Origin of the sequence: Bacteroides caecimuris (genome assembly GCF_001688725.2) — a bacterium.
GTDB lineage: Bacteria > Bacteroidota > Bacteroidia > Bacteroidales > Bacteroidaceae > Bacteroides > Bacteroides caecimuris.
On sequence record NZ_CP015401.2, the window covers coordinates 707,086 to 725,497 of the forward strand.

General features: G+C 41.8%; 16 protein-coding genes and 2 tRNA genes. 5 read left to right on the forward strand and 13 right to left on the reverse strand.

What is annotated here, in order from left to right:
- Positions 1–120 precede the first annotated feature (120 nt).
- Genes truA through A4V03_RS02665 form a run of 3 tightly spaced genes read left to right on the forward strand, consistent with a single transcriptional unit; the run spans position 121 to position 2,519 of the window.
- A complete protein-coding gene (truA, locus tag A4V03_RS02655) occupies positions 121–879 on the forward strand; it encodes a tRNA pseudouridine(38-40) synthase TruA (protein ID WP_065537850.1) in 759 nt (252 codons plus the stop codon).
- A gap of 26 nt (positions 880–905) precedes the next feature.
- Positions 906–1,808 carry a DMT family transporter gene (locus A4V03_RS02660; protein ID WP_065537851.1) on the forward strand — a complete coding sequence of 301 codons (903 nt, stop codon included), beginning with the start codon at positions 906–908 and terminating at the stop codon, positions 1,806–1,808.
- A 45-nt stretch (positions 1,809–1,853) separates the two neighbouring features.
- Complete coding sequence (locus A4V03_RS02665; RefSeq protein ID WP_065537852.1) at positions 1,854–2,519, forward strand: DUF3256 family protein; 666 nt, start codon at positions 1,854–1,856, stop codon at positions 2,517–2,519.
- 209 nt (positions 2,520–2,728) lie between these two features.
- Here A4V03_RS02665 and A4V03_RS02670 read toward each other — a convergent pair whose 3' ends face one another.
- The 8 genes from A4V03_RS02670 to A4V03_RS02705 all read right to left on the reverse strand — a co-directional run bounded on the left by A4V03_RS02670 (position 2,729) and on the right by A4V03_RS02705 (position 11,417).
- The gene (locus A4V03_RS02670) at positions 2,729–3,817 is read right to left on the reverse strand and encodes a phosphotransferase enzyme family protein (protein WP_065537853.1); all 1,089 of its coding nucleotides are present in this window, start codon (positions 3,815–3,817) and stop codon (positions 2,729–2,731) included.
- Positions 3,818–3,847: 30 nt separating this feature from the next.
- Positions 3,848–7,189 (reverse strand): glycoside hydrolase family 2 TIM barrel-domain containing protein, encoded by a 3,342-nt coding sequence (locus A4V03_RS02675; RefSeq protein ID WP_167371335.1) that lies wholly within the window; start codon positions 7,187–7,189, stop codon positions 3,848–3,850.
- Between the two features lie 72 nt (positions 7,190–7,261).
- Positions 7,262–8,152: a YitT family protein gene (locus tag A4V03_RS02680; protein WP_065537855.1), complete on the reverse strand. Its 891-nt coding sequence runs from the start codon at positions 8,150–8,152 to the stop codon at positions 7,262–7,264.
- 114 nt (positions 8,153–8,266) lie between these two features.
- A complete protein-coding gene (locus tag A4V03_RS02685; RefSeq protein WP_065540256.1) occupies positions 8,267–9,676 on the reverse strand; it encodes a Gfo/Idh/MocA family protein in 1,410 nt (469 codons plus the stop codon).
- Between the two features lie 193 nt (positions 9,677–9,869).
- Positions 9,870–9,942 (reverse strand) — tRNA-Gly (locus A4V03_RS02690).
- A gap of 9 nt (positions 9,943–9,951) precedes the next feature.
- Positions 9,952–10,034, reverse strand: a tRNA-Tyr gene (locus tag A4V03_RS02695).
- Between the two features lie 50 nt (positions 10,035–10,084).
- On the reverse strand, positions 10,085–10,579 hold the full coding sequence (gene ribH / locus A4V03_RS02700) for a 6,7-dimethyl-8-ribityllumazine synthase (protein WP_065537856.1): 495 nt from the start codon (positions 10,577–10,579) through the stop codon (positions 10,085–10,087).
- A 154-nt stretch (positions 10,580–10,733) separates the two neighbouring features.
- The gene (locus A4V03_RS02705) at positions 10,734–11,417 is read right to left on the reverse strand and encodes a tetratricopeptide repeat protein (RefSeq protein ID WP_065537857.1); all 684 of its coding nucleotides are present in this window, start codon (positions 11,415–11,417) and stop codon (positions 10,734–10,736) included.
- A gap of 160 nt (positions 11,418–11,577) precedes the next feature.
- On the opposite strand from A4V03_RS02705, the gene recF reads away from it, so the two are divergent.
- Positions 11,578–12,696 carry a DNA replication/repair protein RecF gene (recF, locus tag A4V03_RS02710; protein WP_065537858.1) on the forward strand — a complete coding sequence of 373 codons (1,119 nt, stop codon included), beginning with the start codon at positions 11,578–11,580 and terminating at the stop codon, positions 12,694–12,696.
- Complete coding sequence (locus A4V03_RS02715) at positions 12,683–12,970, forward strand: DUF721 domain-containing protein (protein ID WP_065537859.1); 288 nt, start codon at positions 12,683–12,685, stop codon at positions 12,968–12,970. The genes recF and A4V03_RS02715 overlap by 14 nt, the downstream gene beginning before the upstream one ends.
- A 53-nt stretch (positions 12,971–13,023) precedes the next feature.
- Here the strand turns inward: A4V03_RS02715 and A4V03_RS02720 are convergent, their stop codons facing one another.
- From A4V03_RS02720 to A4V03_RS02740, 5 genes are read right to left on the reverse strand one after another with little or no spacing between them, the layout of a single operon-like run.
- Positions 13,024–13,551, reverse strand: a complete 528-nt coding sequence (locus A4V03_RS02720) for a 5-formyltetrahydrofolate cyclo-ligase (protein WP_065537860.1) — start codon at positions 13,549–13,551, stop codon at positions 13,024–13,026.
- Positions 13,529–15,280, reverse strand: a complete 1,752-nt coding sequence (locus A4V03_RS02725; protein WP_065537861.1) for a S41 family peptidase — start codon at positions 15,278–15,280, stop codon at positions 13,529–13,531. Before A4V03_RS02725 ends, A4V03_RS02720 begins: the two co-directional genes overlap by 23 nt.
- A 30-nt stretch (positions 15,281–15,310) precedes the next feature.
- On the reverse strand, positions 15,311–15,760 hold the full coding sequence (locus tag A4V03_RS02730; RefSeq protein ID WP_065537862.1) for a dCMP deaminase family protein: 450 nt from the start codon (positions 15,758–15,760) through the stop codon (positions 15,311–15,313).
- 9 nt (positions 15,761–15,769) lie between these two features.
- Positions 15,770–16,285, reverse strand: coding sequence for a DUF4847 family protein (locus tag A4V03_RS02735; RefSeq protein WP_065537863.1), 516 nt, complete (start codon positions 16,283–16,285; stop codon positions 15,770–15,772).
- Positions 16,286–16,323: 38 nt separating this feature from the next.
- Positions 16,324–18,384, reverse strand: coding sequence for a M3 family metallopeptidase (locus A4V03_RS02740; RefSeq protein WP_065537864.1), 2,061 nt, complete (start codon positions 18,382–18,384; stop codon positions 16,324–16,326).
- Positions 18,385–18,412 lie beyond the last annotated feature (28 nt).

Sequence of the window (18,412 nt, forward strand, 5' to 3'; positions counted from 1 at the left end):
AGTATTAGTAAATCATGATTATTTTGTCCTGTAAATATACAGGTTTATGCGAATTATACAAAGATAAATGAGATAAAATGATTAATTTTGCGCGCGAAAACCCTAAAAAGAGGAATTAGCGTGCAAAGGTATTTTATTTATTTGGCTTACGACGGGGCCAACTATCATGGTTGGCAAATTCAACCGAATGGGATTAGTGTGCAGGAATGCCTGATGAAAGCATTGTCTACCTTTCTGCGTCGCGAAATAGAAATAATAGGAGCGGGTCGTACGGACGCCGGAGTGCATGCTTCTCTGATGGTTGCTCATTTTGACTTCGATGAGCTGTTGGATGAAATATCAGTTGCCGACAAATTAAACCGTCTGTTGCCTCCCGATATTTCCATTTATCGTGTTTGCCGGGTCCGGCCGGATGCACATGCTCGCTTTGATGCGACTGCGCGAACTTACAAGTATTATGTAACGACATCAAAATATCCTTTTAACCGGCAATATCGTTGGCGGGTTTATAATCAGTTGGATTATGCGCTCATGAATGAAGCTGCACGTACCCTTTTCGAGTACACTGACTTTACGAGCTTCAGCAAACTTCATACGGATGTAAAAACCAATATATGCCATATCACTCATGCCGAATGGACGCAAGAAGATGATGCTACCTGGGTATTTACCATCCGTGCCGACCGTTTCCTGCGAAATATGGTGCGAGCCATTGTAGGTACGCTGATTGAAGTGGGACGGGGGAAACTTACTATCGAAGGGTTCCGTAAGGTCATTGAACAACAAGACCGTGGCAAAGCGGGTACTTCTGCACCAGGAAATGCTCTTTTCCTGGTAAATGTAGAATACCCCGAAAGTATATTTGAAAGTAGTAAATAGTAAATCTTAAAATAGTAAATATCCTCATGTGGTTATTATTAGCATTTCTCTCGGCTACTTTGCTGGGCTTTTATGATGTATTCAAGAAGAAATCGTTGAAGGATAATGCGGTACTTCCCGTTTTGTTTCTAAATACATTTTTTTCCAGTCTCATCTTTCTGCCGTTTATCCTGATATCCGTATATAAACCGGACCTGTTGGGAGGAACGATATTTAATGTTCCCGTTGTTGGCTGGGAACAACATAAATATATCATCATCAAGTCGTTCATCGTACTGGCTTCGTGGATATTTGGATATTTCGGAATGAAACATCTGCCTTTAACCATAGTAGGACCTATCAACGCTACCCGTCCGGTGATGGTGCTCGTGGGGGCGATGCTGGTATTTGGCGAACGGTTGAATCTCTATCAATGGATCGGGGTAATGCTGGCTATTGTTTCTTTCTTTATGTTAAGTCGTTCGGGGAAGAAAGAAGGAATTGATTTTAAGCATAACAAATGGATATTCTTTATCGTGCTGGCTGCTATTACAGGTGCTATCAGCGGATTGTATGACAAGTATCTGATGAAGTCTCTGAATCCGATGTTGGTACAATCCTGGTATAATGTTTATCAGGTCTTTATTATGTGTCCGATCCTGTTATTGCTTTGGTGGCCTAAAAGAAAGTCTACCACCCCGTTTCGCTGGGACTGGACGATTATCCTGATTTCTATCTTTCTTTCGGCTGCCGATTTCGTTTACTTTTATGCATTGAGTTATGACGATTCTATGATTTCCATTGTTTCGATGGTCCGTCGGGGAAGTGTAGTAGTCTCTTTCACTTTCGGTGCGCTTATCTTCCGTGAAAAGAATTTAAAAAGCAAAGCGATTGATCTGATACTGGTGTTAATCGGAATGATATTCTTATATTTGGGGTCTAAAAGTTAAAACAGTTACATAAAATCTGTTTGCCACAGGTTAAATAAGATAGATATGAAAATAAATAAATTTGTAATCACTATATTCTTTTCTGCTGTCGGGCTCTTTGCTTCGAACACTCTTTGGGCACAAGAAGCCAAAACGCTGTTTGTGAATATGCCGGATTCTCTAAGCCCGTTACTAACCAAAGTGAACCGGGAAGATTGTATTGACTTTCTGGAAAGTAAGATGAAAGCGCAAGTAGAGAATCGTTTTGGCAAGAAGTCGGAGATGACTGATCTAAGTAAAGATTATATCCGTATGCAGATGTCTTCTCAATCTACCTGGCAGATGAAAGTATTGGCTTTGAATGACTCTACGAACGTGATCTGTACAGTCTCTACAGCTTGTGCACCTGCCTGCGATAGCAGCATCCGTTTCTATGCAGATGACTGGAAACCGCTTACGGCATCTCTCTTTATTACCCTGCCTGTGATGGGCGACTTTCTGAATACACCGGATTCAGCAGGCGTTTATGAGTTTGACGAAGCACGCCGTTCGGCAGATATGCTATTGATGAAGGCCGATTTTAATAAGGAAAATACAGAATTGACTGTTACATTAACCACTCCTGACTATATGTCAAAGGAGGCGGCAGAGAAGCTGAAACCATTTCTCCGTCGTCCTATTGTCTATCATTGGAAGAATGGGGCATTTGTTAAATTGAAAACAGAGGATTAAAAATTGAGAAATAGGGATGATTCAATAATATCCCTGATTAAAGATTTCAAAAAAAGGCTGGCTAACAAGTCTCTCATTAATAATTTCACCCGCGCTACAGATAGTTATAGCGCGGGTGATTTTCAATATTTAAAGCTCGCTAGACAGCTCCTTATATTTTAAATTCTGAGAATCTCTCAAAATAGCTGCGCCATCGCGTAGCTTATTTTTTAATTTAACAAGCAATCGTTGATGAATGCGATCATTTCCGGTGTGTTTGCTTCCACACTTTGAAGTAATTTGAATTGTGCTTTAGTACGAACCAAATTATGTTCCGGATATTTGATTTTATAATAAGTATCTCCATTGATATAGTCTGCCAAGAATCGTACACACTGCATGTATGGGAATAAAGCGGCTGCATAAGGGAGATTCTCAATCTCAATTGGAGTCAGGAATGATTTGGCTCCTTTCAGATAACCTTTAGTAAACGCTTTGAATATTTCCATATTGAGGTTTACGCGATCAAGGTCTTTATCGTCTTCATCACCCGTGTTGGCGCCTGTACGAAGGAAATCGCCATAATCGGAGAAGATAAAGCTGGGCATTACTGTATCCAGGTCGATAACGCAAAGCACTTTACCATTTTCGTCGAACATCATGTTATTCACTTTCGTATCGCAGTGGCAAACACGTTTGGGGAGTTTTCCTTCGCGATATAAACGTTCTGCTTTGCACATTTCATCTGCACGCTTCTCTATTTCATCCAGATAGTATTTCATTTCTGCTACTCGTCCGGCAGCATCTTTTGCAACAGCTTCGCGTAGTTGTTTGAGGCGGAACTCCATGTTGTGGAAGTCAGGTATGGTTTCACCCAATGTTTCCGGGATATCTGCCAGCATGGCTTGGAAGTTACCAAATGCTTCTCCAGCATAATTTGAATATTCGGGATTCACCGTCTCATACGTTTTGGCACGTGGAATGAATACCATCACACGCCAATAGTTATCACCGTCGAACCAGTATGTCTTACCCTCTTCTGTTTCAAGGAAGCTCAACACTTTGCGTTCTATATCCGATTCTCCTGCTTCCGCCAGTTTTTTGCGAATATGATTGGTGACAGCAGTAATATTGGATTGAAGCATTTCTACGTTTTGAAAAATGGCATGATTGATGCGTTGCAAAACGTAGTCGGGAGCATCTGTTTCTTTGGTGTTTACTTTGTAAGTGTCGTTGATTAGTCCTGCACCCAAAGGTTTGATTTCTTCTACTGTACCTTGGACTTTAAATTTAGCTACAATGCTAGATAAATCTTTCATGGGTTTTTTCTTTAAAAATTTATACTAAGGTTATCGATAATCGTATTTAGCCGCTTCATTAGCTTGACTAACCGAGCGAACAGGTACTAATGTGAATCCCCAATGATAATCACGGTTAGCCGGGATTTGGTGGAAAGGTTCCGGGCGTGCACCCCAACTGTCATATCCGCCTACACCTTGTTGCTTCATGTCCACACAAACCTCTACGAAATCTCTTGGAACGATGTCATTAACATGATGCATTCTCCGCAATACATTACGGGCGGCATTCTTATCATGATTGGCAACTTCTTTCGGGCTAAAGTTATTCCATTGGTAAGGGTGGGGCAGAGCTTCTTCAGAGTCAAAGTCTTCGATAGAGTTGCGCAAGGCATTGAAACCGATCGTGCTGTCGGCTACCAAAACCAGGCCGTTTCCTTTGGCTGGAGATAAAGCAACCCAACGGGTATCTGTGTGATGTCCGTTTTCCTGTGGACGTACATAGTTGAAGTACATTTTATCTGCTGTTGTCTTATATACGCCAACGAGTGTTCCATGATTGCGGTCGATATAATTCTCTTCCGGACCACGACCAAAGTATTGTACATGGTTCATCTGTGCCGGCAAGCGGAAACGAACGCCTATACGGGGAACTTCCAGTTTGGAAGCGGCCTTGCGGGCAGCGTCACTTCCGGGAGTAAACGTAGCCATGCGGGTAGCTTCGGAAACTTCAGTTTCTGTTGCCTGCATATCTGTTGACGTGAATTTGGCATGTACATTGACTACTCCGTTCGGATAGATTTTGTATGTGACAACATACAAGTTGCCGGCAGCCAATAAGTAGCTCACATGTAAGGAAACTATCTTATTCTCTGTTGTCATGGTTGCATCCGTTACGTGGAAGTTTTTGCTTGATTGCTTCCATACCTGTAAACGTTTAGGAGCGCCATTACCATAATCATTATCATTAGGAGCACGCCAGAAGTTAGGCTGAATACCAAATCTGTCTTTGAAATATTCTGTGCCGTCCACTTTATACGAGGTAACTAATCCGCTATTTTTGTTGAATACAAAGTTCACTTTGGAAGAAGAAACGATTAGCTCATCTCCTTGGCTCGTTGTTTTCAGTGCCGGACCGTTTGCTTTATAAATAGCTTTCTCTGCCTGGATAGGAAGTTGGAACTGATCGTATGCTATTTCATATCCGGTGGGAATCAACGGTTCAGGTTCTGTGGTTGTCACGCTGAAGTTTACAAAATATTCCACTCCCGGTTGGGCTTTCAAGCCGTTTACCGGTACGGTGAATTCTTTGGATGCCTGCGGAGCAATATCCAAAGATACTTTTCCACCTTTTATAGTCTTTCCGTTAGCGAGTACGCTATAGTGAATCTGATACTTTTTCAGATTGGTGAAATAGAAGCGGTTGGTGATTTTGAATATACCGGCTGCGGCATCTATTGCCTCAAAGCCTACATTCTGATGTACATATTTCACTTCAGCCATTGCCGGATGCGGACCACGATCCGGATTGACAAGACCGTTGCAGAGGAAGTTGCCATCGCTCGGCGCGTCTACGCCAAAGTCACCTCCGTAAGCCCAGTATTCTCTTCCATTCTCATCTTTCTGGAGAAGACCTTGGTCTACCCAGTCCCAGATATATCCACCCTGGAGGTTCGGGTATTTGTAAATCGCCTGCCATTGTCCCCACAGGTTTCCGGTGGAGTTTCCCATGGCATGTGCATATTCGGAAGGAGCTACAGGGCGGTCGCTGCCGTTCTTTCCTGTATTTTCCAACCAGTCGGCACCCGGATATTGGGGTACATACATATCGGAGTTCCATTCCCATTGAGCACGCTCATAGTTGACCGGACGATCCATCAGGTCTTTGTCAGCTTCTTTCAGCCACAAGTAAGTCTGATAGAAATTATATCCGTTTCCGGCTTCATTTCCCAGCGACCAGAAGGTGACGCTCGGATAGTTCTTGTTACGTTCGAACATATTGATGGTACGGTCCATGTGCGGTTTCAGCCATTCGGGATTGTTACCCAACGAACCGCCTTTCCGAAGATCGTAATACATTCCGTGGCTTTCGATATTGGCTTCATCGTATACGTAAAGACCGTATTCATCGCAAAGTTCGTAGAAACGACGGTCTTGCGGATAGTGGCAGAGGCGTACGCTGTTCAGGTTATGTTGCTTCATAAGCTCGAAGTCACGACGCATCAACTCTTCTGTTACATAATGACCTGTTGACGGGTTGTGTTCATGGATATTTACCCCTTTCAGTTTCAGTGGCTGACCATTGATGAACAGGCAAACGTATGGTTTTCCGTTAGCAGCTTTTTGTTCGATAGGTTTGATCTCAATACGGCGGAATCCTACATTAAAAGGAATGATTTCATTTACTTTGCCATTCTCTTTGACGGTCATCAGCAGTTTGTACAGATTCGGATGTTCGGATGTCCATGTGCTGATATTTGCCAACTTCTTATCGAAAGAAAGTGTACGTACTTCGTTCGATGGGATATAGGCGGTCTTCTCTTCAGTAGAGATTACTTTTCCCTGTGTATCCAATAGCTCATAAACTAATGTAAGATTAGTTGCTGCCTTCTCGTGATTTCTCAAATCGACATTCAAGCTGAAGATTCCATTCTTGTAGCTGTCATCCAGGGTAGACTTCACCCGGAAATCTTTGAGGGCTGCTTTAGGTTGTGAATATAGATAAACATCGCGTTCAATACCGCTCATGCGCCAGAAGTCCTGACATTCTAGATAGGAACCAGTGCTCCAACGGAAGATTTTAACGGTAAGCACGTTTTTGCCGGGCTTCACATAGTTGTTAATAAGAAACTCTGCCGGGTTTTTGGAGTCTTCGCTATATCCAACTTCTTGCCCGTTGATATATACATATACGCCGGACTTGGCTCCTGCCAAATGCAGGTAGATATCCCGTCCGTCCCAGTCTGCCGGAATATCGATATCCCGGCGGTAAACTCCCACCGGATTCGCTTCGGGAAGAGCCGGAGGTTGCGGATTGCGTGGCTTGAATTCATAACCATGATTGGTGTAGATGGCTATTCCGTGTCCTTGTACTTCCCAGTTGCCGGGTACCTGAATATCATTCCACGAATCTGTATTTGTATTCGGGTCAATAATGTTGTCGGGAAGCTTTTTGTAAGAGTCTACGAAGTAGAATTTCCAGGTTCCGTTCAGCAAGCGGTAATACTTGCTCCGTTCGAACTTGCCACTCAAGGCATCAGCGCGATTGTTGTATGTCATAAAAGAAGTGCGTGGATACTCTTTGTTGACTTCAACTACTTGCACATCCTGCCAATAGGGTTTCACGGCTTTTTCAGCCATTACATTAAATGTTGTCAGGGAAAATATTCCCATGAAAATGCCTGTTAATAAATGGGGGGTTGGTCGAAATCTCATGTTTCTCAATATTGGTTTTTCATTTCTTTTTTATTTTACTTTGATATGATCGAATCCTTCTCCATAAACTCCGATGACAGCACTTTGTGATACAAATGCATTCGGGTCTATATCTTTAATCAACCGGAAGATGATAGGCGATTCCCTCTTCTTGGCTAATACGAACATCATCTTTACTTCTCGTCCTGTATAAAAGCCGGTTGCATTGATAATCGTAACTCCCCGGTGTGGATATTCGTTGATATGCCGTCCTATTTCTTCATATTTATTGGATATGATAAAGAACTGTACAGATTGGCGGGCACTATTCACTACCTGGTCAAGAACGAAACTACAAATATAAAGAGTTACAAACCCATACACTACTTTTTCCCAGTCTTTTAAGACAAAATAACTGGAAGAAATAATAATCATGTCGCAGATAAGTACCACTCTTCCTAAAGTGATGTCCCGGTATTTGTTGATGATGGCGGCGATAATATCCGTGCCTCCTGTACTTCCATTAGCCGAAAAAGCAATTCCTATACCACCTCCACAGAAGGATGCTCCGATGACACATGCCATAAAGGGCTGGTCGTGAAGAAGACCGAACCCTGTTGTCAGCTTTTGGATGACAGACAGAAAGAAGGTGAGGGTAAATACTCCAAAAATAGTTTTAATGCAAAACTTCATCCCCAGCAATTTGAGGGCTAGTAGCAATAAAAAGAAGTTGATGCTGAAGTACGTATACTGTACGGGGAAACCCGTAGCCCAATATACAATAGAAGCAATACCCGGTACTCCCCCGGTAGTGATATCGTTCGGAAGTAGAAAAACGGTCCAACCGATGCCATACAAAATCATGCCGATGGCAATCATTACATAATCTCTGGCTTCACGGATAATGCTTTGCTTAGAAGGTTTTGGAATAGCTGTTTTCATAAAAGTGATTATGATAATCTATAAAATGTTCAAACACGACCTCATGAATAATCTGGCTTTGGGGGAGAAGCCGGATTGGTTCATTATGTTCGTGCTAAAAGGATATATTCAGTTTTATTTCACAAAAGCGTGACGATAACCTTGCACTTTATTCCATCCACCGCGAGTGAAATCGGGGACTTCTACCGGAGCAGAATTGTTTTCGATAGAAAGTCTGGTAAGTTCGGCCATGCAACACCATTCTGCCAAGTCATAAACGTCCATGTCTAATGGTAATCCATTCTGCAAGCAGTATGCCAGACGGTAGTCCATAATAAAGTCCATACCACCGTGGCCGCCTACTTTCTTGGCAGTTTCTTCCAACTCTATGTGAATCGGATCTTTATATTTATCCATTAAGGCTTTCTTTACATTTTCAGGTACGGAACCATGTGCATTCAGATTTTCATGATTGGGTACATTTTTAGAATCAACTTGTGAAGGTCTCAGGCAATATTCTTCAATCGGATATTTACTTGCATAACCATCGGCTCCCACTATTTGATACATGCGGCTGTATGGACGGGGTGTCATTACATTGTGCTGGATCAGCATCGTTTTGCCATTTTCCGTGCGAATCAAGGTCGAAGTCTGGTCACCGTTTTGGAAGTCGGTCACTTCTTTTCCTGTTTGTTTCTTAATGTAAGCCGGTCCGTTGACAGCTTTCGTATCCATAGATACCAATGTCTTCATACGGTCGCCACGGTGGATGTTAAGTACCTGACAAGCGGGACCCATACCGTGAGTCGCATATACGTCACCGCGATGCAGGTGGTTATAATCCATTCGCCAGTTGTTCCAGTATTCAGGCCAGAAGTCTTCCAGATTGTGGATATATGAACCTTCTACATGAAGCACTTCTCCGAATACACCCTGTTGTGCCATATTTAAAGAAGTTAGTTCAAAGAAATCATATACACAGTTTTCGAGCTGCATACAATGTTTTCGAGTTTTTTCAGAAGTGTTGATTAACTGCCAGATTTCATCCAATGTCATAGCGGCAGGAACTTCGATGGCTACATGCTTGCCGTGTTCCATGGCATAGACACCCATTGCAGCATGATGTTTCCAGTCTGTAGCTATGTATACAAGATCAATATCATCTCGTTCGCAAAGTTTTTTCCATGCATCTTCCTCTCCGCTGTAAGAAGCAGCTGCAGGGAGTCCGGCATTCTTCAAAATTTCTTGTGATTTTTCAACACGTTCGGGAAGCAGGTCGCATAACGCTACAATCTTAGTTCCCGGAATATGAGTCCAGCGTGCTACGGCGCCGGGACCACGCATTCCTAAGCCGATGAAACCGACACGTACGGTATCAATTTTAGGAGTAACGAGTTGGATTACATCTTCTTGTCTAGCAGGGCGGACAGGAGTTTCTACTTTGATAGGAGTAAAGGCTTCCGGAGCTTTTGGTTGTTGGGTACAACTGGTATGCCAGGTTAACAAAGTCAGGCCGATGGCAGTGACTGTGAGTAGTTTTTTCATCATCTTTTAAGTTTTTAATAGGGGTTATTTGCTGTTTTTCATTTACGTGTCAAAAATAGCAAATAATTAGTCAATTATTTATATTTATAACTGATATTTTCATCATGAGCTACCGTAATCCCAATGTGCCGCATGCTTGGTGGGCTAAGTAAAACAAAAAAAGAGAATCTAATTTCTTAGATTCTCTTTGGAGAGCGGAAGACGGGGCTCAAACCCGCGACCCTCAGCTTGGAAGGCTAATGCTCTATCAACTGAGCTACTTCCGCAGATTTTTGTGGGCAAAGATGGATTCGAACCACCGAAGTCGAAAGACAGCAGATTTACAGTCTGCCCCATTTGGCCACTCTGGTATTTGCCCTTTTTTGCTTTTGAGGAGGTTTGTTTCTCAATTGCGGTGCAAAGATACAACTATTTATTTAAACTCCAAACAAAATCGATCATTTTTATTGCAGAAATTGCACATTCGTCTCCTTTGTTACCCAGTTTGCCACCGGCACGATCCTCTGCTTGCTCCATTGTATTTGTGGTAATTAACCCGTAAATGACTGGTATATCGCCAGTTGCGTTTAATTCGGTAATTCCTTGTGTTGCTCCCATACAAACATAATCAAAATGTGGAGTATCTCCTTTAATTACGCAACCAATTGCAATAATTGCATCAATATCGCAATTTTCCATCATTTGATTGGCGCCAAAAGTTAATTCGAAACTTCCCGGTACAGTTTTTACCAGAATATTTTCGTCTTTTGCTCCATGTTTTTTTAATGTATCTACTGCGCCTTTCAGTAAAGCACCGGTAATATTGAAGTTCCATTCAGATACGACAATGCCAAATTTCATTGCTTCTGCATTCGGAACGGAATTGAAATCATATTCGGATAAGTTATGGTAAGCTGTTGCCATAGTAAATTAAAAGTTGAGAATTATAAAATGAAGTTTTTTGGGGTATGGGGAAATTTAAGAAGAAAGGCACGGATTTCACGGATTTCACGGTTTGAATAGATAATCCGCTTAATCCGGTGTAATCCGTGCCTCGATCTCCTTATATAATAAAGTATTATTTTTTCATCAATTTAGCCTGTTCGATATATTTGTCGATGTCCATAGCTTGATAAGACTGGAAGTATTTATCCTTGATCTTAGTGTAAGCGTTTATTGCATCGTCATATTTTCCTTGTTTTACCAGGATTTCTCCGGCTTGTATCAGGAAAATCGGGCTTAATGTGTTGTTGTCAGCTTTGTCTGCTGCCGATAGTAAAGTAGAAGCAGCTTTGTCCAGTTGACCAAGTTGTGCATAGCAGTTACCTGCAGCACCCAGGATTGCCGGAGCAACCATTTGGTCTTTTCCATTGAAGCTATCCAGCATCTTCACAGCTTCTTCATATTTGCCAAGTTGTGCGTAGCAAATACCAGCATAAGCTTTTGCCAAATTAGCTGCTTTTGTTCCGCTGTACTCATCAGCAACTTTCAGGAATCCTGTGTAACCGATGCTGTCACCGTTCAAAGCCTGTTCAAAAGCATCCTGCTCAAAGTATTCCTGTCCTTTGAAAAGAGCTGCTTGTGCTTTTTCTTCACGCGGTTCAGCATAGAGGTTTTTGTACATGATAAAACCTGCTACAATAATAATCACAGCAACAACACCGCCAATAATTGCGTTTTTGTACTTGATAAGAAATGCTTCTGATTGTGTCAGTGCATCTTCTACGTTCAGATGTTCGTTCTGATTCTTTTGTTCTGCCATTTTATATGATTCTTTTTGTTATTATTCACAGTTTGATATTTCGACTCGCAAAAGTAGTTTTTTTATATCTACAAATGAAATTTAGAAGCATCTTTTTTTGTTTTACACCCGAAAACCACGAAAATCTTGCTACTTTTGTGAACAAATTAACGTGTGCACAATGATACTGAAACGAATATCCATATTAAATTATAAAAATCTGGAAGAGGTGGAGCTGGGATTCTCTGCCAAACTGAATTGTTTTTTCGGACTGAATGGGATGGGGAAGACGAATTTGCTGGATGCAGTGTATTTCTTGTCCTTCTGTAAAAGTTCCGGCAATCCGATTGATTCTCAGAATATTCGTCATGAACAAGACTTCTTTGTCATCCAGGGTTTCTATGAAGCGGAGGACGGAACTCCTGAAGAGATTTATTGCGGGATGAAACGTCGTTCGAAGAAACAGTTTAAACGGAATAAGAAAGAATATAGTCGTTTCTCGGACCACATCGGCTTCCTGCCTTTGGTGATGGTTTCACCTGCCGATTCTGAATTGATAGCTGGAGGGAGTGATGAACGTCGCCGATTTATGGATGTAGTGATTTCGCAGTATGATAAAGAATATCTTGAAGCATTGATACGGTATAATAAAGCATTGGTGCAGCGTAATACATTGCTGAAGAGTGAGTTCCCGGTGGAGGAGGAGTTGTTTCTTGTATGGGAGGAAATGATGTCTCAAGCCGGTGAAATCGTATTTCGGAAACGTGAAGCGTTTATCCGGGAGTTTATTCCTATTTTCCAATCTTTCTATTCTTTTATTTCTCAGGATAAAGAGGCTGTGGGATTATCTTATGAGTCTCATGCACGGGATACTTCTTTGCTGGAAGTGTTGAAGCAGAGCAGGGAGCGGGATAAGATAATGGGATTCTCTTTGCGGGGGATTCATAAAGATGAGTTAAACATGTTGTTGGGTGAATTTCCGATAAAGAAAGAAGGTTCGCAGGGACAGAATAAAACATATCTGGTGGCATTGAAACTGGCACAGTTCGATTTCTTGAAACGTACGGGCAGAACTGTTCCTTTATTATTATTAGATGATATTTTTGATAAATTGGATGCTTCCCGTGTAGAGCAAATAGTGAAGCTGGTGGCCGGAGACAATTTCGGGCAGATATTTATAACGGATACGAACCGGGAACATCTCGACCGTATTTTATATAAGGTAGGTAGTGATTATAAGATATTTCGTGTAGACGAGGGTACAATTCAAGAAATGGAGGCTGACAATGAAGCGCAATGATGCCGAACAAATAGGAAAACTGATTCAACAGTTTCTTCGTCAGGAGAGTTTGGAGTCTCCGCTGAACGAACAAAGGCTGTTGGATGCCTGGCCTCAAATCTTAGGACCGGCGGCAGCTTATACCAACAATCTTTATATTCGTAATCAGACATTGTATGTGCATCTTACTTCTGCTGCTCTTCGGCAGGAGTTGATGATGGGGCGTGAAGTATTGGTGCGCACTCTCAATCAGAAAGTCGGTGCTATGGTTATTACAAACATCATTTTTCGTTGAGGAAAGGGATTCTGTCTATAATCTTTATACCCAGCTTGCGAAGTGTTTCTTCGTCACTTCCTGTCGCATGTTGGCAGTGGGCGGGATGGGTGTGATAATTCGTCTTCATTAATGGTTATAATTATATCCATGCGGACGTCGAATGATTCCGCAGGGACTTCTTCCACTAATTGAAATGGGAAACAAATTCCAGCTTTATAGGCTGATGGTATGCGTGGCAGGAGACGGTCATAATAACCTTTTCCCCGTCCCAAACGGTTACCTTTAGCATCAAAAGCTACTCCGGGAACGACAATGAAGTCGATGGCTGCATAGTCTGTGAATGCTTCCCCAGTTGGTTCTTCTATGCCATAGACACTGCAGATTGACATGTTTTCAGGTCCGGTATATATCCGAAGCTCCAAATCATCGCCTACCACTACGGGGAGCAAGATTCGCTTCTTATTGCTCCATTTTTGGATAAATTCATGTGTATCTACTTCGTCATTTAGCGAATGGTATAATAGTACGGTATTTGCCGCCCTGAAAGCCGGGTGGGCTTCAAGGGCGGTCAGTATGTTAGCTGATTGCAGCTTTCGCATAGTCGAATCCGCATGTTGGGTCTTCAGTAATGCTATACGCTTGCGCAGTTCTTTTTTTCTTTCCATCTTTTTTGTCCTTCGTCACTTCTTCCTCCTCAACGGCTACCGGAGCTTTTGGGAAAGCTTCTCCTTTTTCAAGTATCTCAATACCTTTAATAACAGTAGCATCTGTCTTGTTAAAATATTGAAGATAAGCTTCCAGTCCAAGCATATTGTAGATGATGTTACCAAAGAGGTTTTTCTCCAATAGTTTGTATGACTTTTGAATGAGGATATTTCTTCTTTTCACTCCTTTGCTGTCGGCAAAACGGACAAACTGTTCTACCAATCCTTGATGACGAAGATAATTCAGCAATTCTTCCTCTGTTTCATATTGGCTAAGTTTCTTCCGGTTGTTGTCGGTGTACCGGAATGTGAATTGAATAGTCAATCCCCGGTTGATAACAGTAGAAAGATAAGAGGTGACTCCCGTTGTATCTTGCGGTACGAATATATCCGGCATGATACCACCACCGCCGTAAACAGTACGTCCCAGGCTGGTGTTATAACGTTCGCTTTCATTCTGCTTGATACTGTCGCGTGAGAAGAATTCCCCATGTTCATAACGGGTATATAAATCCAGTTCGTAGTTGCGATCTTTACCGCTTTCGTATGGACGTTGGATGCAGCGTCCGGATGGAGTGTAGTAGCGGGCGATTGTCAAGCGGATAGCTGAACCGTCACTGAAGTCGATCGGTTGTTGCACAAGTCCTTTACCAAAGGAACGGCGTCCTACAACTGTACCCCGGTCGTTATCCTGAATAGCTCCGGTGAAGATTTCACTGGCAGAAGCAGAACCTTCGTCAATCAATACAACGAGTGGCATTTTCTGACAGCTGCCTGTACCGTTGGCGAATTCTTCTGCACGTGGATATTTACGGCCTTGAGTGTATACAATTAATTTGCCTTCGGGCAGGAACTCATTCACCATGCGGATGGCAGCTTCCATATATCCTCCAGTGTTACCTCGGAGGTCAATGATCAGACCTTTGCATTTTTTATGGTTGAGTTGTGCCAGTGCATTCAACAATTCTACATGGCTGGTACGTCCGAATTTGCTGACTTTCACGTAACCAATGTCATCGTTTAACATATAAGCTGCATCAACGGTATTTTGAGGAATGTCTCCGCGGGTTATGTTGAAATGCAGTAAGTCTTTTTCTCCCGTTCGTTTGATACCTAATTTCACTTGTGAACCTTTCGGACCTTTCAGAGTGCGCATAGCCCGTTCGTTGGTTACTTTCTTACCGACAAACAAACTGTCGTCTACAGTAACAATACGGTCGCCCGCCATCAATCCTATCTTTTCAGAAGGACCACCCTGAACAACTGCATTCACATGAATGGTGTCATTCTGTATGGTAAACTGGATACCGATTCCGCTAAAGCTACCTTCCAGTTCCGAGTTGACTTCTTCGAGATTTTGGGCTGGGATATACGTTGAATGTGGATCTAATTCGGCCAGAATCTGCGGCATGGCTTTTTCCACTAAATCGGTCATGTTTACAGTGTCGACGTATTGATCGTCTATAATGCGTAATAATGCGTTTAGCTTATTGGAGGAACCGTTGATAATACCCAAACGGTTGCCGGCAAAATGCTTGGCATAAAATGTCCCGATAAGAATCCCGACTACCACGCTGACTGCTATGATGACAGGTGTAAAACGTGAAGAGTTTTTTGTACTCATGTCTATTCCTTTTTTAAAACGTTCGTCTTCTTATTTATTCGGAGAGGAATGGTTATCTAATTCTGTGTAGATAACTTCAATTCCTGCCCGTTTTAATAACTCAATTCCATCTTCCAGGCGATAATGTTCGGAGTAAACTACCCGTTTGATTCCTGCCTGTATGATTAACTTCGCACATTCGATGCAAGGAGAGGCGGTGACATACATGGTAGCACCGTCGCTACTGTTGTTTGAACGTGCAATTTTAGTAATGGCATTTGCTTCCGCATGCAGAACGTATGGTTTTGTCAGATTGTTTTCATCTTCGCATACATTCTCAAAACCGGAAGGCGTTCCATTATATCCGTCGGAGATAATCATTTTATCTTTAACAATTAAAGCTCCTACTTTACGGCGTTGGCAATAGGAATTTTCAGCCCATATACTGGCCATACGAATATAACGTTTGTCTAGTTCTAATTGTTTCTTTTCAGTGCTCATGTTTGTTTATTATTTATTACTTACTACCCGGAAAACCATACGGAAAGTTTGTTTACCGGATGTCGGTTTGTATAAAAGGTATAAGTTGTTACTATCTCCTTCGTAAGATGTGGCTGTATTAAGTCCCTCTATAAAATTTCTGGCGAGTTGGTCGTTACCATAATTACCAGCAGTGGTAACAGTAGCTTTAAAGCTGTTGTTTTTGGCATTGGCACTCCATTTTCCTTCAAAAGTACCGGTTGCAATAATACTTCCTTTTATATTTCCGTTCATAACATCTCCATCTACTGTGCCATCAAATACGATGTTGTATGTACCGTTTTTATTAAGTTCTTTGATACTTGCTTTTTCTTGTTCCTCATTTTCCCAGAAGGGAAACATCTCATGACCTCCATCCACAGTGATATAATTTAGTTTCCACGTTTTTCCTGTAAAGATAGCGGCTACATCGTCCGAATCATTACACCCTGAAAATAAAGGAAGCAATAGTAATAATCCTACTATTTTATAGATATTCTTCTTCATGCGGTTATGTTTAATACTTAATACCTTATACTTAATACTTATTTCTTTATTCCATTTCTGATTAATAAAGCATCAATACTTGGTTCCTGTCCGCGGAAACGTTTATAAAGTACCATTGGATGTTCCGTTCCTCCTTTCGACAGAATATTATCGCGGAACGAGTCTGCAACTTCCTGATTGAATATTCCTTTTTGCTTGAACAATGAGAATGCATCGGCATCCAGTACTTCCGCCCATTTATAACTGTAATATCCTGCAGCATATCCACCGGCAAAGATATGGGAGAACTGTGTACTCATGCATGCTTCTGGTACAACCGGCAATATTTGTGCATCTTTCCAGGCTTCCTGTTCATAAGCTTTCACGTCTCCTTCAAAAGGAGTGTTGCGAGTATACCACGCCATATCAAGTAAGCCGAAACTCAGTTGTCGCAGACACGCATAAGCAATATTGAAATTAGAAGCGTCTACAAGACGTTTTATTAATTCATCCGGTAAAACTTCTCCTGTCTGATAATGACGGGCAAATGTATTGAGGAAATCTTTCTCTATGGCGAAGTTTTCCATAATTTGCGAAGGAAGCTCCACAAAATCCCAATATACATTGGTTCCGCTTAAACTTCTGTAAGTGGAATTGGCAAACATACCATGCAGGCTATGTCCAAACTCATGCAAGAATGTTTCTACCTCATTGAATGTTAATAAAGCAGGCTTATTCTCGGTTGGCTTGGTAAAGTTCATCACAACGGATACATGCGGACGACTGTTTTCGCCAGTCTTTTTATCTATCCATTGATCTTTGTAACTCGTCATCCAAGCTCCGGAGCGCTTACCTAAACGCGGGTGGAAGTCAGTATATAAGACGGCTAAGAATTTTCCGTTTTTATCAAACACTTCAAAGGCTTCCACTTCTTTGTGATAAACTGGGATCTCTGTATTTTTCCGGAAGGTAATTCCATATAACTTTTCTGCAAGCCCAAACACTCCTTTCTTCACTTGTTCCAATTCGAAGTAAGGGCGAAGCATTTCTTCATTGATATTGAATTTTTTGTCTTTCAATTTGTTTGAGTAATAACTCCAGTCCCAAGGCATTACAACAAAATCATTACCCTGTTCTTCGCGGGCCAGTTCTTGGATTTCTTTGTATTCCTGTTGTGCGGTAGGAGTGTATGCTTCCAGCAGTTGGTTGAGCAGCTTGTATACAGACTCGCTGTTTTCGGCCATTCTTTTCTTTAGCGTATATTCTGCATAATCTTTGTATCCCAATAGCTGGGCTATTTTCATGCGTGTATTAGCTATCTTTTTTACGATATCGATATTGTTGAATTCGTTATCATGTGTGCATTTGGTATTATAAGCCATATACAACTTCTGGCGTAAATCACGATTGTCGGAATACGTCATGAAAGGAACATAGCTTGGAGCATGAAGCGTGAACACCCATCCTTTTTTTCCTTCGCTTTTGGCTGTTTCAGCAGCAGCTTCTATGATAATTTCGGGTAATCCGGCGAGACTTTCCTTTTTTGTCAACAGCATCTGATAGGCATTTGTTTCTTTCAGGTTGTTTTCACTGAAAGTGAGTGTCAGTTTACTCAATTCGGTAGTCAGGCGTCGGTATTCTTCCCGCGCTTCCCCTTTCAGATTGGCACCATGACGAACAAAACTGTTGTATGCATTTTCCAGTAACTGTTTTTGTTCCTGTGTCAGTTGCAAAGTCTCTTTTTGATTATACACTTCTTTCACACGTGCGAATAATTTTTCATTCAGTGTGATATTGTTGCTGTGTTCACTAAGCAACGGCATAATCTTTTGAGCGAGTTCTTGCAAATCATCATTCGTTTCTGCGCTCAACATATTACCAAAGACAGCAACTACCTTATCCAGTAATTCCCCTGATTCTTCGAAAGCTTCTATTGTATTGGTAAAATCGGGCTTTTCCGGATTCTGTATGATAGCCTCTATTTCTGCATTTTGCAGCTTGATTCCTTCGAGGATAGCAGGCTCATAATGCTCAGTTTTAATCCGGTCGAACGGCACGGTTCCGTGCGGCGTATGATATTGCCCGTAGAAAGGATTCTGGGCATTTGTTATATTGTTCATAGTGCAAACTAGTATCAATGTTATTAAT